Genomic DNA, 14,501 nt, shown 5'->3' on the forward strand with positions numbered 1-14,501 from the left:
GATGTCCGCCCGGATCGCAGGCTCGCCCGGTGCGGCCCCAGATGTCCGGTGCCCTGACCGTCCGGGTTCTTCGGCATCGGAGTCGGGGACACGCCGGTGCGCGAGAGAGCCGGGTCACGCCCTGTAAAGGGATGCGTGGCCCGGCTTTCACATTGTCAGCAGTTTTCGATCACCTCCACCCCGACACGTCGGTCAGGAACAAACAGAGGTTTCAGTCCTGTTAAAGTTGTGGTCAGCCAATCATCCTACGATTGGATGAAACCACTGAGGAGGACTGAAACCAGCATGAGCGTGCTAACCCATCAGACCAGGGGCCGCACCGGTGGAACGACAGGATCTCTCGCCTGGTTGCTCGTGCTGGGAATCGTTCTCGCGGCGCTGAACCTGCGCACCGCCGTCACGAGCGTCGGGCCGGTTCTCGACCAGATAACCTCCGGCCTCGGCATGACCGCCCTCGGAGTCGGGCTGCTCACCACGCTCCCCGTGCTCATCTTCGCCTCGGTCGGCGCGCTGACCCCGGCGCTGGCCAGGAAGGTCGGCGAGCACCGCCTCCTGCTCTTCTCCCTCATCGTCCTGGGCGCCGGCCTGCTCATCCGCTCGATGGTGGACTCGGCCGAGGTGTTCCTCTACAGCAGTGCCCTGGCGCTGTCGGGCGGAGCGGTGGGCAACGTGCTCATCCCCAGCCTGATCAAGCGCCACTTCCCCGGCAGGGCCGGGACCATGACCACCGTCTACACCACGGCCCTCGCGGTGGGCACGATGCTCGCGGCCGCCGCGACCGTGCCCATCCAGCAGGCCACCGACGGCAACTGGCACGTTGCCCTCGGGGTGTGGGGGGCGCTCGCCGCCGTCGCCGCCATTCCGTGGCTTGCGCTCGCGCGCAGTGAGCCGGAGCGGCGCGGCGCGGGCGAGGGAACGAGTGCTCGTGCCCTGCTCCGCAGCAGGCTGGCCTGGGCGGTCGCCGCCTACTTCGGCACCCAGAGCATGGTCGCCTACATCATGTTCGGCTTCCTGCCGAAGATCCTCATCGATGGTGGCTACAGCAGCGGGCAGGCGGGTCTGGTGCTGGGCGTCTTCACCGCGATCGGTATCCCGGTCTCGCTCCTCGTGCCCTGGGTGGCGTCGAAGTTCTCCGACCAGCGGCCCGTGGTCGCCGCCTTCGTGGTCTTCTACGTCGCCGGCTTTCTCGGCCTCTGGCTCGCGCCCGTCGGCCTGGCGTGGCTCTTCGCGAGCCTGGTCGGCATCGGGATGGGGTCCTTCCCGCTCGCGCTCACCATGCTCGCCATGCGCACCCGCACCCCCGAGGCGACAGCCGCGCTGTCGGCCTTCGGGCAGAGCACCGGATATCTCATCGCGGGCGCCGGACCCCTGGTCATCGGCTTCACGCACGAGTCGACCGGCGGCTGGACGCTGCCGTTCCTGCTGCTGCTCGGGGTGGTCGCGGTGCAGTTCGTGGCCGGCTGGTACGCCGGGCGGCCGGGTTACCTGGAGGACGAGCGGGCTCTGGCGCGCTGACCCTCCCTCGCCGACGCGGCCTGTGCCCTCTCGGGGGCGGCACAGGCCGCGTCGGCGCAGCCGTCAGGCGATCGACGAGTGCGGCTCCCGGTGGCCCGCTCGCCGGATGGCCCGCAGGGCGGATTCCGCCGCGATCAGAGCGCTGTGCGAGGAGACCTCGCTGAGCAGGCCGGGGGCCGCCACCGAGTCACCGACCAGCCAGACGCCGTCCCCCCGGTCGATCGCGGGCCGGTCCCGCCAGGTGGTCCCCGGCAGGTCCAGCGCTCCGGTGCGGCCGTTGCAGGTGGCCTCCCGCCGCCAGGTCGTCCGCTCCCGCCAGCCGGGAAGCCCGAGATCTGCCACCCGCTCCGCCCTGGACACCGCCTCGGCCTTCGTCTCACCCGCTCTGACCGGCATCTGTAGCTGGCAGAGGGTCTGCCCGTTGGTGGCGAGCGAGGGGTCCGCCAGGCCGTACTGCTCCATGAAGCCGCCCTCGTCCAGGTCGGAGACGAGGAAGAGGTCGTCGCCGCTCACATGGAGGCCGAGGTCGAGCAGGACGGCCTTCCCGCTCTCCCAGCGCAGCGGCCCGTCGCCGAGCAGCGTCCTGGCGGCGTCCAGTGAGGTCGCCACGATCACGGGGGTGTCCTCGGGCAGGCGGTCCACCCGCGAGCCGGTCTCGATCCGCACGCCCAGACCGCGCGCGTGCACGGCCATCCGCTCGATCACCCGCCCCCAGCCGCCGACGACGTAGCGCGGTGCCGGATACCTCGGCGCGGTCGCCCGCAGCACTCGCTCCCAGACGAACGCCGCCGACAGCCGTCCGGCGTCGGCGTCGTAGGTGATCACACCGACCAGTCCGGCGAGAGCCCGCATGGCCTCCTCACCGAAGTGCCGGGTGGCCCAGGTCCTGAACTCCTCGTCCACCGGGGCCCGCAGTCGCCGCTTGGTGCACGCCCGCAGCAGTGACCAGGGTGGCATGGCGGACAGCCGGCCGCCGTGCCGGAACCTGCCCTTCGCGAGCTTGCCGGGCGTGGGCTTGGTGTACGGCCCGACCAGCCCTCTTCTCGCCAGCCAGCGCCATGGCTCGCCGTCGGAGTAGAAAACGTGGGGACCGTCGTTGGCGATGTACGGGGCCGCGGTGCTGCGGGCCCGGCCGCCCGGCTCCCGGTGGGCCTCGTGGAGGGTGACCCGCGCGCCGCCCTCGGCGCACGCGATGGCCGCGGTGAGCCCGGCGAGCCCGCCGCCGACGATGCTGATGTCTCGCATGTTTGGTGTCATGCCCTCACGACGGAGCGCGGGGCGCCGTTCGTGACATCACCGCGATCCCCTCAGCCGGGAGAGCTTCTCCGGGTTCGCCACCAGGAAGACGGTCCTGATCAGTCCGTCCTCGACGACCAGCGAGAACACCGTGATCGGCTGCCCGCTCACGCTCACCACCGCGGCGGGCCCGCCGTTCACCTCCGCGACCTCCACCTCGAAGCCGGGGAACGACTCGGCGCCCAGGCTCTCCATGAATCTCCGCGCGCCCGTCTCGGATCCGATCGAGGACAGGAAGCGCGCCACCCTGCCCGCGCCCCTGATGACCCGCAGCGGGGCCTTGACCTTGCCGCCGCCATCGCTGACCAGCGACGCGTCCTCGGCGAGCAGCGTGGTCAGCGCCTCCAGGTCTCCGGTCACGGCCGCCGCGGCGAACCGCTCGGTGAGCCTGCGCCGCAGCCCCCGGTCCACCTCGAACCTCGGTCTGCCCTCCTGGACGTGCTCCCTGCCGCGCCGGGCCAGTTGCCGGGTCGTCGCCTCGCTGCGCCCGATCACCTCGCCGATCTCCGCGTACGGCATGTCGAACGCCTCCCGCAGCACGAACACCGCACGTTCCAGCGGGGACAGGGTCTCCAGCACCACGAGCAGCGCCAACTCGACCGAGTCGGCCAGTTCGGCGTGCTCGGCCACATCCGGGGTGACGACCAGTTCCGGCAACCACGGCCCGACGTAGGACTCCCGCTGGGCCCGCACCCGCCGGAGCCGGTCGATGGAGAGCCGTGTCACCACCCTGACCAGGTAGGCGCGGTCGTCCCGCACCTGGGAGGCGTCCACCCCCGACCAGCGCAGCCACGCCTCCTGGACCACGTCTTCGGCGTCGGTCACGCTGCCCAGGATCCGGTAGGCGACCCCGGTCAGCAGGTCGCGGTGTCCTTCGAAACGCTCAACGGCCATAGGGGCATAGACGTATCACGGCCCTCCGGTGTGACATAGCCCGGTAAACGGCTGTTTACTGCCGCGCCTTACCATGCGAGAGCAGAAGTCGGCAGCGAAGGAGTGTGCAGTGACGGGAACGATCGTCGCCGAACCGGGCGCCGCGCAGCAGGGCAGACATCTCTGGTTGACCCTGGTGGCGCTCTCCGCGGCAGGGATGGTCGTCTCCGTCCAGCAGACCGTGGTCATCCCGCTGCTGCCCCGGCTGATGGCCACCTTCGGCGTGTCGGTGGCCGAGGTCACCTGGGTCTTCACCGCCTCACTGCTCGCCGCCGCGGTGGCCACGCCGCTGCTGTCGCGCCTCGGCGACATGTACGGCAAGAAGCGGATGATCCTGTTCACGGTCGGCCTGCTCGTCCTGGGCTCGTTGGTCTGCGCCCTGTCCGGTTCCCTTCCCGTACTGATCGCCGGACGGGCCCTGCAGGGCGCGTCGGCGGCGCTGGTACCGCTGGCCATCGGCATGATCAAGGACACCTTCCCGCCCGACAGGGTCATGACGGCCATCGGGGTGGTCAGCGCCACCATGGGCGTCGGCGGCAGCCTCGGCATGATCGTCACCGGCCTGATCGCCGACCGCACCCCCAGCCACCACCCGGTCTTCTGGATCACCGCGGGGCTCGGCGTGATCGTGATCGTTCTCATCGTGCTGAGTGCCCCCGGCGGCGGAACCGGTGCCGGGGGCCGCCCTGACCTCATCGGCGCGGCACTGCTGTCCGCCTGGCTCGTCTGCCTGCTGCTGGCGATCTCCAAGGGCAACGACTGGGGCTGGGGTTCGGGAGCCGTCCTGCGGTTGTTCGCGGGCGCGGGCGGATTCGGTGCCGTCTGGGTCTTCAGCCAGCTGCGGCTCCGGGCGCCGATGGTACGGCTCCACCTGCTCGTCGGCCGCCGTTCCCTCCCGGCCAACCTGGCCTCGCTGCTCCTGGGCTTCGCCATGTTCGGCTCCTTCGCCCTGATCTCCAGCTTCATCCAGACGCCCCCGTCCGCCGGGTACGGTTTCGGGGGATCTGTCCTCGACGTCGGTCTCTACGCCCTGCCCAGCACCGTGACCATGCTGCTCTCCTCCTTCATGGCCGGCCGTCTCTCGGCCTGGTTCGGCCCCGCCTACTCCCTCGCTCTCGGCGCGGGCCTGTGCGCGATCGGATTCGGCTGGTTCACCCTCTTCAACGACTCGGTGCTCCAGCTGGTCGGGGCCAACGCGGTGCAGGGGCTGGGCTTCGGCGTCGCCTACGCGGCGCTGGGCGCGCTCGCCGTGCAGCACGTGCCCAGGGACCAGAGCGGCATCGCCAGCGGTATCAACTCCCTGGTCCGCTCCATCGGCGGCAGCCTCTCCGGCGCCGCGACCGCCGCGCTCCTCACCTCCATCACCGTCGCCGGCACCGCCATCCCATCCCGGGACGCCTACGTGATCTCCTTCGGGATCATCACCGTGAGCGCCCTGGGGGCGGCGGCCATCGCGCTCGTGTCCGGAATGATGGCGCGAGGGGTGTCTGAAGTCGGTTAAGATTTCATCTGCATCGCAAGGGGCTATGGCGCAGCTGGTAGCGCGCCTCCATGGCATGGAGGAGGTCTGGGGTTCGAATCCCCATAGCTCCACTTCGGTGGCTGGGGCTCGCTGTTCGCAGACGGAGGTCTGCTTCCGGCGGGCCCCTTCGTCGTTCACACGGGGGGACGACCCCCGGGCCCTTCGCTTCGCTCGGGGAAGTGCCGCGCGTTGTGCGGTCTCCGTATTGTTGGTGGGCCGTGGGCGCGGCTGGTAGGGCCAGGCTCGTCGTAGGGCGAGAAGGCGAAGCCTGGGAATAGGTATCCGTGTTCAGCGGTCGACGCTCTGCTGGTGGGGGGCGGGGTCAGTCGTCGGAGGCGACGATGACGGCCAGGGAGCCCTCGTTCCGGTCGATCAGGACCAGCTCGTGGAACTCGCCGAGGATCCATCCCAGGTCGTCGTCGCGGGCCGCCTCGTCGAGGTCGCGGAGGCGATAGCGGGAGGTGGCCGCGCGGATCAGCCGGTAGACCTCGGTCTCCAGGTCGTGGGCGACGGTCTCGGGGAGATCGGTGTACCTGCCGGCCCAGGTGCGGATCGTGGCGGAGGCGGTTTCCGCGTCGACGTCCTCGAAGGAGGCGGCCGAGAGCGCGTCGAGGCGGTAGGGGCCGTGCACCGACCCGTCGCCCTTCCAGGAGTCGGAGCCCAGATAGTCGTCCCGGTACAGCTGGTGCGAGAGCAGCGCGGTGAGCAGCGGTTCGTCGTCCTGTCCGGGGGTGATACGGAAGTGCTTCACGTCCACCCAGCGGTAGGTCCTGTCCTTGAAGTTGACCAGGGTGGTCGAGGTGAACGCTAGTTGCTCCATGGTTGTGACGATAGTGACTTCCAGCACCTGTTGATCACCGATTGACCGAACAGGACGAGCAGCCGGGAGGCGCGGAAACCAGATACGAGCTGGGCGCACGCGACGTTTGCCGCTCCGGGGCGAGGGCAGCCGTCACCGTATCCGGCACGGTGCTACAGGAGGTCAGATGCTGCCCCGGAAGCAGAGGATCGGCACGGTCGCGGTGATCGCTCACCAGCGGAAGTCATTCGGCGGAGGGCTGGACGAACTGCGCAGGCTCCTCGCCGACGAGGGAGTCGGCGAGCTGCTCTGGTACGAGGTGCCCAAGAGCAAGAAGGCGCCGAAGAAGGCGCGGAAGGCGCTGAAGGAGGGGGCCGACCTGATCCTGGTGTGGGGCGGTGACGGCATGGTGCAGCGCTGCGTGGACGCGATCGCGGGCTCGGGCGTCACGGTCGGCATCCTCCCCGCGGGAACGGCCAACCTCTTCGCGCAGAACCTGGGCATCCCCGAGGACCTGCCCAAGGCCGTGCACGTCGCGTTCCACGGTGAGAGCCGGAAGCTGGACCTGGGGAAGGTCAACGGGGAGCACTTCGCCGTCATGGCCGGGGTCGGCTTCGACGCGGCGATGATGGAGGAGACCGACCGGGGGTTGAAGGACCGCCTGGGGCGTGTGGCGTACGTCTGGACGGGACTGCGCCACGTCCGTGGGGAACTCGTGCCGATGGAGGTCAGGATCGACGGGGTGACGTGGTTCGAGGGCGAGGCCAGCTGCCTGCTGCTGGGCAACGTCGGTACCATCACCGGCGGCATCGAGGCGTTCGACGACGCGCGTCCCGACGACGGATGGCTGGAGATCGGCGTGACCACCGCGAAGGGGCCGATCCAGTGGGCCCGGGTGCTCGGCCGGATGAGCACGGGGCGGTCCGAGGAGTCGCCGTTCGTCCGGATGACCCGGGCACGCAAGATCACCGCCAGATTCGGCTCTCCCATGACCTACGAGCTGGACGGTGGCGCCAAGGGGGCCGTCACCAAGCTCAAGGCCAAGGTCGTGCCCGGCGGCATCACCATCCGCGTCCCCGAGTCCACCGGCTCCGAGCAGCTGTGATCCCCGGCCACCGTGGACCGGGGACAGCTCTGTCAGGTTGCCGCTGATTCTCCCTTTTAGTCAACATTCATAACAAATGCAGATTCGGTATGGTTTGTCGACTAAATCGCTTTATGGAAAAGAGCGGCAATGACCAGTAGTCATTGGACGGAGGTCGACGGCCCCGGCCGCCCCAGGCGGGTCCGTTTCGGTGCTCGCTCGCGGGCGAGGTCAGAGCGTCCGACAGGGATCGTGTACGGGCTGTGATCGAGCTGAACGTGTCGATCGAGATAGCGCGTCCGGCGGCCGAGATATGGCGGATCATCGCCGACTTCGGCCAGGATCCCCGATGGCGGGCGGGTGTGACCACCATGGCGCCGGACCCGCCGGGCCTCGTCGTCCCGGGTACCACCACGGACGAATCCATCACTTTCAAGGGCCGTGTCCACCACACCGGCAGCGTGGTGACCTCGGTGGTTCCCGGGACGGAGTTCGCCTGGCGGATGATCTCGGGGATCGACGCCGAGGGCGGCAGGTCGGTCGTGCCGCTGGACGGCGGCCGATGTCTGGTGACCGTTCACTTCAGGATCAGGCTCCGCGGCCTGCAGCGCCTGCGTGTCCCCTTTGTCAGACGCGCGCTCAGGCACAAGCTCCAGCAGGACCTCCGCCGCCTCGGCGACCTGGTCATCGCGCGCGCGTGACCGTCATCTGCAACTCGGTCACCCAGCTGTCATGGTCGTCGGGTGGGCAGTCGATGGAGACCTCCCGCGCGAGTCCGACACCCCGGTAGCCGTGCTCGTCGATCCAGTGGGCCAGCGTCTGGAACGTCGGGCCCGTCTGCTCCATCGAGCCGCGGTGAATGATGGTGGCGGCCGACTCGATCTCCGGCAGGTCCACGATCGCGAAGTCGTAGTCGCCGCCCGTCTCCGCGGAGACCTCCAACCCGGCGTGCACGGTCACCCGGCCGTCGGCCTCCGGCTCGTAGCGGGCGATGCCATAACCGGTGATCCTCACTCCGGCGGTCTCGATCCTCCGGCACAGGTCGTCGAAGAGCGGCTGGATGACGGGGCCGATGTCCTCGGCGTCGTAGCTCGCCGCGACGGCGGTGAGCTACGCCACGCGGGTCGCGGGGATCGGCTTGAGCAGAACCTCTTCGGGATGCATGTGACCTTCCTTGGCGATTGTCGTGAGCCTTACTTCCACCCGGATCAGCCGCGCCGCGTCCGCCGCGATCCGCTCCTCCAGTTCCGCGCGGCGCAACCGCAGCATCCCGTGAAGCTCTGCGGCGTCGACCCGCTCATCCAGGATCGAACCGACCTGGTGCAGGGTGAAGCCGAGGTCCTTCAGGGCGATGACGCGGTTGAGCCGTGACAGCTGGTCGGCCCGGTAGAAGCGGTGACCGGCCGGGTCGACATGGGCGGGCTGAAGTAGGCCGATCGCGTCGTAGTGGCGCAACATGCGCACCGACACGCGGCCGAGCTGGGCGAACTCTCCTATGCTGAACATGGTGCCTTCAGGTATAGGGGCTGACACCGTGTCAGCCGCAACCTCAGATCCGCCCCCTGCGGATAACCGGTTGTCCGGCCGTTCCCCACCGGGGAAGCATGGTGGTCATGTCACTGCGTTTTCACGAGATCGCCGAGGGCGGTCACCGCATCCTCAACCCGTTCACGAACGACAAGCTGGCGCTGCTCGGCGAGGTCGCCAGGCTCCGGCAGGGAATCCGCCTGCTCGACCTGTGCTGCGGCAAGGCGGAGATGCTCTGCCAGTGGTCTCTCGCCCACGGGATCGAGGGGGTCGGGGTCGACATCAGCGACGTCTTCCTCGATGCGGCGCGTGCCAGGGCCAGGGAACTCGGGGTCGCCGATCGCGTACGCCTGGAGAAGGGGGACGCCGGAGCCTACCCGGCGGAGCCGGGGGCGTTCGACGTCGTGTCCTGCCTGGGGGCGACCTGGATCGGCAACGGGCTGGAGGGGACGGTCAAGCTGATGCTCCCCTCGCTGAAGGAGGACGGGATCCTGCTCGTCGGCGAGCCGTACTGGAACTCCGAGCCGCCCGCGGCGGCATACGAGTCGTTCGGGTTCGGACCGGACGACTTCACCTCGCTGGCGGGGACCTTCGACAGGTTCGAGGCGGCAGGGGTCGAGGTGCTGGAGATGGTCCTCGCCGACCAGGACAGCTGGGACCGTTACGTGGCGAGCCAGTGGTGGACGCTGAGTGACTGGCTGCGTGACAATCCCGACGATCCCGACGTCGAGGGAGTGCGCGGCTTTTTGGAGCGCGGCCGCCGCTCGCATGTCGAGTACGGCAGGCGACACCTCGGCTGGGGTGTCTTCGTGCTGCGCCGTCGTTGACGGCTACTGGCGGGTAGGAATAGGTTCCCAGAGACCGGCTGGTCGGTTCGAGGGAGCTTGCATGCGGGTGCGGGACAAGGTCGTGGTGGTGACCGGGGCCTCGAGCGGGATCGGCCGGGCGATGGTCCGCAGGTTCGCCGCCGAAGGGGCGGCCGGCGTGGTCGTGGCCGACATCGACGCGGCGGGTGCGACCGCGGTGGCCAGGGAGATCGGTGACCGGGCGGTCGCGGTACGGGCTGATGTGTCGGTCGAGGAGGATGTACGAGGCCTGGTCACCACCGCCGAGAGTGCCTTCGGCCCGGTCGGCCTGTTCTGTTCCAACGCCGGCGTCACCACCGGCCGTGGGCTCGACGCCACGAACCCGGACTGGACCCGGACGATCGCGGTGAACGTCCTCGCCCACGTCTACGCGGCACGCGCGGTCGTACCCGGGATGGTCGAGCGCGGTGAGGGCTACCTGCTCAACACCTGTTCGGCGGCCGGGCTGGTGAGCTGCCCCGGAGACGCCCCCTACGCCGTGACCAAGTCGGCGGCGATCTCCTTCGCCGAGTGGGTGTCCATCCACTACGCGACCAGGGGCGTCAGGGTCAGCGTGCTCTGCCCGCAGAGCGTGCGCACCGCCATGTTCGAGCGCGGCGTCGCCGCGGACCATCTCAGCGCGAGGGCGGCGGACGCGTCGGGACCCGTCCTCGACCCTGAGGCCGTGGCCGACGCGGTGGTCGAGGGCCTCGCCGCCGAGCGGTTCCATATCTTCCCGCACCCCGAGGTCGCCGGCTTCGTCCGGCGCAAGGCCGAGGACCCCGACCGCTGGCTGATCGGAATGGCGCATTTCGTCGACTCGTTGCGGGCGTGATCGCCGGGGTCCGGCCTGACCGTCCGTGCCGGCTCAGCTCATGGCGGCCGGATCGCCGACCTGGCCGATGAACAGCGGGGTCAGCGTCGGCCGGTGAACGATCGCGAAGGCGAACGGGTGGTCGGCGCGGACCTCGGCCTCGGGCGTGGCCGGGGCCGATACGGCGAAGGCGAGGCCGGTGACGGCGGCGGCCTCGGTGCCCCACTCGTTCACCGTGATGTTGGCGCGGTGGACGGCCTGCTCAAGAGAGGCGCCGTCGGTGATGCCCGAATAGTCGGTCTCCCGCAGTCCCAGCCTCCCGAGCGGCTCCGCCAGGTCCAGGCTCGTGGAGAAGTCCCAGCGTGGCATGGCGAGCCTCACCGGCCGTTCCCTGAGCCCGGTGGCCACCCGTGCCATCACGGCGGGGGAGAGCAGATCGCCGGGAGAACCGCCCGCCTGCGGTACGAGAACCCACATGGCCAGGTCACCGCCGGCGTACCGCAACTCCACGGCCTGCCAGCCGGGCCCCGCCGCGTACGGGAGGCCGCCGTCGCGGCGCATCAGGGCCGTACGCACGGTCGTGCCGTCCGCGCGGGTGAAGGAGGCGCCTTCCTCGGGCGGTTCGATGAACGGCGTCGTCCACTCGGCCCTGAGGTATACGGCGTTGGCGATGACCAGCCTGGCCTGTGGGCTCAGGTTGTCGAACACCTTCCTGATCCGCCCGGCTGTCCGCTCCTCGGCCCAGGCGTCGATGACCTTGGCGCCATCCCCGGTGAAGTCCACCTGGTGCACACCCGTGCCGTACTGTGCCGCGAGCGTACGCAGGAACTCCGCCCTGACGCTCAGCCCTTCCTGGGTGAACAGCCCGTTGGCCATGCCCACGATCGCAGGGGCGGGGGTGTCCCGGGCATCCCGCTCCGCACCCGGGGCAGGATGGGGTGGCGGGTCCTCGGTCGTGATGATCTGCCTGGTGAGCGCGTTGAGCGAGGTATGCGGTCCTGCTGAGGGGAAACCGAAGACCCCGTCGAGCTCGGTCGCGGTGTCCGCGACCGCCCCCGCCCTCGCCAGGCCGAAGGCGTAACCGATGCTCAGGGGCGACAGGACGGCGTTGGCCCCGGGGCTCGCGGTCGCGGCGAACAGGGCATGTCCGAAGGACGTCAGACCACGTACGGTCTCCGCGACCGGAGGGTTCTCCGGGATCTCCCGCCGCACCCCCTCAGCGGTGATCACGTTGGGCTCGGCCATGGCGCACGATGACAGGACGGCGACGGCCAGCAGGGCGGGAAACAGTCGGCGCATGCTTCTAACACGCATGCCGCCGCACGGTGGTTCACCCTCGGTGCGGCGGGTGACGTCAGGTGAGTGCGGCGAAGGCGCCCGCCCCGATGAGGGCGACGGCCCAGGCGAGGTCGAGGTTGAACCACGCCTTGCGGAGCACCGCCACCCCCAGCCGTTCGTAGACGACCAGGGCCAGGACAGTGGCCGTCACCAGCATGGCCAGCGTGTGCACCCCGGTCGCCAGCAGGCTCTGCGAGGCCAGTGCGGTGGCGTCATGGCCCCCATGCCCTCCGTGTCCCTCATGCCCGCCGCGCAGGGTGACCGGGAGCACCATCAGGCCCGCTCCGTGTGCGGTGGCCATCAGGAACGACCATCCGGCCAGCTGCCACCTCGTCACCCTCATGCCGACCCAGCGGGGGTGGCGCCGTCTGAGCAGCCGCCAGAGGCCGAAGGCGCACACCAGGGCCGCCACACCGTACGAGATCGCTTTCGGCGGGGCGGCGAGCCGTGCCGCGGACACCAGCCCGAGCGTGATCAGCACCGATCCCGCGTGGCCGAACACGATGGGCGGCAGCGCCCGGAGGACTCCGTCGCGCGAGCGCTCCTGCAGGCCGAGCGCGACCGCGAAGAGCCAGCCCATGGCCGGGTTCAGGCCGTGGAAGGCGCCGAGCCCGGCCAGGACGAGCAGGGACGTCAGATCCATCGGGCGGGCCTTTAGGGGAAGCAGTAGGAGTCGGAGGAGGAGTCGCCGCCCTGCAGGCGGATCTGGTGCGCACGGCGGCCGTCGGCGGCGAAGTCGACGAAGAAACCGGGGTCGAGGGCGATCGAACCGTCGTCGGCGATGTCCACCTTCGCCATCCAGCCGGAGATGCCGTCGGGGTAGAAGACGTCGTCCCAGGACCGGTAGAGCGAGTTGGTGAAGTAGACCCGCCGCCCGTCCCTGCTGGCCTCGACCATCTGGGGCCCCCCGTTCAGCGCCCGGTCAGGGGCGGCAGGGTGGGCGTCGCGCCGGACGATCCCGCCGATTCGGACAGAGCCGGTCTCGCGCGGGGCGAACGGGTCGGAGACGTCGTACGCCTTGAGCTCACCGGTGCCCCAGGCCGAGACGAGCAGGATCCGGTCGTCGAGGGTCAGGGAGATGTCGCTGACCAGCGGCGGTACCGCGCCGAACTGCTTGAGCGGTTCGGGCAGCAGGTCGGGGTCGGCGGGCTCGGCTGGAATTGTGATCGTCTTGCGGGCCTTCCAGAGGCCGTCCTCCAGGTACCACGTGAAGATGTTGGCCGACAGGTCCTCGACGTTGATCACCGTGTTGACGAAGCCGTGGGTCTTGGTCGGGTCGTGGGCGGGCCGGAGCTCCAGGGCCATCTGATGCTGGTCACCCAGATCGATCTCCTGGAGATGCCTGCGCTTGGCCAGGTCCCAGACGTGCAACTTGTGGCCGTACTGCCGGCCGACCAGCAGCTCCAGCGAGGGGCCCGGCTCGATCTGGTTGGGCGTCCCCCACTCGCTGGTGATCATCGTGTCGTGCCCGAGGTGCCACCAGAAGTCGTAGTGCAGCCGCTGTGACCCCCGGTCGGACTCCCAGCGGCCCTTTGGCTCGAAGGTGTCGTGGTCGAGAGTGAACACCCCGCCGGGCGCGTCGCCGTCCACGTTGCCGAGCGCGCTGACATAGATGGCGTCCGTGCCGCAGTGGACGGTGTGCGGGCGGCTGTAGCCGGTCTTCTTGAAGACCGTCTCCGGTTCGATCGTCTTGACGAGCTTGGGATGCCGGGGGTCGTCCTTGACGTCGAAGATGTAGATCCGGCTGGACCTCAGGCCGGGGAGGACCAGGTAGCGCCTTTCCACGTGCGGGTGCGGCGCGTACGGGCACAGGGCCGCGCTGCACACGTTCCAGCCGAAGTGATGGAGCTCGTCGCCGGGGACGGACATGTCGTGCACATCGATGATCGATCCGTCCGAGAGGTCGATCGTGGCGAGCCCATCGGGCCGGCCGTTGCCGGCCGCGTCGAGGAGGGCGACGTAGGCGAGTTCCTCCGGAGGGGCCAGCATGGCCTCGCGGGCGGACGGGTAGAAGGTGGGGTCAGGCTGGATGAGCGGCACAGCGAACTCCTGGACTCGTAGCCGGAACCGATACCCAACTAATTTTGTAGGAAAACTTCCCGCTGTCCAGGGGGCATATCGCGTAGTCGGGGTGGAGGGCTGCGACGCCCGGCGGTGTCGATTCACGGGCCTGCGGAAGAGGAGACGGCCCCGCGGGCGTGAGAACTTCCGGCAGGGGTCGGACAGACAGCGAGGTACGGGGCGATGATGCCCCGTACCTCGCTGTCTGTCAGTTCTGTCTGTCAGTCGACGGCCACCTGCCCGGCACAGCCGTTCCCGAATGCCACTTTCCTGGTCCTAGGGACCTACGGAGTGAACCGCTGGGCCGGGAGGTGTCAATCGACCTGTTCCCTGAGCTCTCCGGAAAACCTCAGCAGATTTTCACGGGAGAGCAGACATGCATGGGAGTCCAGATGACCGGGGCGGTGATGATCGGCGTCCTGATAACCGGTGGCTTGGTCGTCGGGGTGCTCAAAGTTCCCGATCCGGGCGGTCCGGGCGGTCCTTGCGGCCCTTCGGGACCTTGCGGTCCTTCCGGACCTTGTGGTCCTGCGGGTCCTTCCGGTCCTGCGGGTCCTGCGGGTCCCTCGGGTCCGGGTGCGCCGTCGGCGCCTACCGGTCCGGGTGCGCCATCGGCGCCTGCGGGTCCTTGTGGTCCTGCGGGTCCTTCGGGTCCGGGTGCGCCGTCAGCGCCTGCGGGTCCTGCGGGTCCCTCGGGTCCGGGTGCGCCGTCGGCGCCTACCGGTCCGGGTGCGCCATCGGCGCCTGCGGGTCCTTGTGGTCCTGCG

Annotated in this window: 14 protein-coding genes and 1 tRNA gene; 7 read left to right on the forward strand and 8 right to left on the reverse strand. The window is 69.6% G+C overall.

Going from position 1 to position 14,501, the window contains the following annotated elements; translation table 11 throughout:
- Positions 1-285: 285 nt before the first annotated feature.
- A complete protein-coding gene (locus tag ACWD3H_RS40865) occupies positions 286-1,515 on the forward strand; it encodes a CynX/NimT family MFS transporter (RefSeq protein WP_355562644.1) in 1,230 nt (409 codons plus the stop codon).
- 63 nt (positions 1,516-1,578) lie between these two features.
- On the opposite strand, the gene ACWD3H_RS40870 is transcribed toward ACWD3H_RS40865, so the two are convergent.
- Positions 1,579-2,760, reverse strand: coding sequence for a phytoene desaturase family protein (locus ACWD3H_RS40870; RefSeq protein ID WP_451958845.1), 1,182 nt, complete (start codon positions 2,758-2,760; stop codon positions 1,579-1,581).
- A 48-nt stretch (positions 2,761-2,808) separates the two neighbouring features.
- Positions 2,809-3,705 (reverse strand): RNA polymerase sigma-70 factor, encoded by an 897-nt coding sequence (locus ACWD3H_RS40875; protein WP_451958846.1) that lies wholly within the window; start codon positions 3,703-3,705, stop codon positions 2,809-2,811.
- Between the two features lie 109 nt (positions 3,706-3,814).
- Between ACWD3H_RS40875 and ACWD3H_RS40880 the strand changes: the two genes are divergently transcribed.
- Together ACWD3H_RS40880 and ACWD3H_RS40885 are read left to right on the forward strand one after the other, a co-directional pair.
- Entirely contained in the window at positions 3,815-5,245 is a 1,431-nt protein-coding gene (locus tag ACWD3H_RS40880; protein ID WP_451958847.1) for an MFS transporter, read from the forward strand.
- Between the two features lie 19 nt (positions 5,246-5,264).
- A tRNA-Ala gene (locus ACWD3H_RS40885) sits at positions 5,265-5,337 on the forward strand.
- A 251-nt stretch (positions 5,338-5,588) separates the two neighbouring features.
- Here the strand turns inward: ACWD3H_RS40885 and ACWD3H_RS40890 are convergent.
- A complete protein-coding gene (locus ACWD3H_RS40890) occupies positions 5,589-6,086 on the reverse strand; it encodes a hypothetical protein (RefSeq protein ID WP_350928917.1) in 498 nt (165 codons plus the stop codon).
- Between the two features lie 166 nt (positions 6,087-6,252).
- Between ACWD3H_RS40890 and ACWD3H_RS40895 the strand changes: the two genes are divergently transcribed.
- A complete protein-coding gene (locus ACWD3H_RS40895) occupies positions 6,253-7,170 on the forward strand; it encodes a diacylglycerol/lipid kinase family protein (RefSeq protein WP_451958848.1) in 918 nt (305 codons plus the stop codon).
- Positions 7,171-7,412: 242 nt separating this feature from the next.
- The gene (locus ACWD3H_RS40900; protein ID WP_451958849.1) at positions 7,413-7,850 is read left to right on the forward strand and encodes an SRPBCC family protein; all 438 of its coding nucleotides are present in this window, start codon (positions 7,413-7,415) and stop codon (positions 7,848-7,850) included.
- On the opposite strand, the gene ACWD3H_RS40905 is transcribed toward ACWD3H_RS40900, so the two are convergent.
- Together ACWD3H_RS40905 and ACWD3H_RS40910 are read right to left on the reverse strand one after the other, a co-directional pair.
- Positions 7,834-8,223, reverse strand: coding sequence for a GyrI-like domain-containing protein (locus ACWD3H_RS40905; protein ID WP_451958856.1), 390 nt, complete (start codon positions 8,221-8,223; stop codon positions 7,834-7,836). The two genes, ACWD3H_RS40900 and ACWD3H_RS40905, sit on opposite strands and share 17 nt — an antisense overlap.
- Positions 8,224-8,259: 36 nt before the next feature.
- Positions 8,260-8,655, reverse strand: a complete 396-nt coding sequence (locus ACWD3H_RS40910) for a MerR family transcriptional regulator (protein WP_451958850.1) — start codon at positions 8,653-8,655, stop codon at positions 8,260-8,262.
- A 107-nt stretch (positions 8,656-8,762) separates the two neighbouring features.
- Here ACWD3H_RS40910 and ACWD3H_RS40915 point away from each other — a divergent pair, with 107 nt between their 5' ends.
- Entirely contained in the window at positions 8,763-9,503 is a 741-nt protein-coding gene (locus ACWD3H_RS40915; RefSeq protein ID WP_451958851.1) for an SAM-dependent methyltransferase, read from the forward strand.
- A 61-nt stretch (positions 9,504-9,564) separates the two neighbouring features.
- Positions 9,565-10,356 (forward strand): SDR family oxidoreductase, encoded by a 792-nt coding sequence (locus ACWD3H_RS40920; protein WP_451958852.1) that lies wholly within the window; start codon positions 9,565-9,567, stop codon positions 10,354-10,356.
- A 33-nt stretch (positions 10,357-10,389) separates the two neighbouring features.
- On the opposite strand, the gene ACWD3H_RS40925 is transcribed toward ACWD3H_RS40920, so the two are convergent.
- The 3 genes from ACWD3H_RS40925 to ACWD3H_RS40935 are packed head-to-tail and all read right to left on the reverse strand — an operon-like array spanning position 10,390 to position 13,713.
- On the reverse strand, positions 10,390-11,649 hold the full coding sequence (locus ACWD3H_RS40925; protein ID WP_451958853.1) for a serpin family protein: 1,260 nt from the start codon (positions 11,647-11,649) through the stop codon (positions 10,390-10,392).
- A gap of 40 nt (positions 11,650-11,689) precedes the next feature.
- Entirely contained in the window at positions 11,690-12,316 is a 627-nt protein-coding gene (locus ACWD3H_RS40930) for a hypothetical protein (protein ID WP_355567350.1), read from the reverse strand.
- A gap of 11 nt (positions 12,317-12,327) precedes the next feature.
- On the reverse strand, positions 12,328-13,713 hold the full coding sequence (locus tag ACWD3H_RS40935; protein ID WP_451958854.1) for a selenium-binding protein SBP56-related protein: 1,386 nt from the start codon (positions 13,711-13,713) through the stop codon (positions 12,328-12,330).
- Positions 13,714-14,501: the final 788 nt, after the last annotated feature.

Source organism: Streptosporangium sp. NPDC002607 (assembly GCF_053592655.1).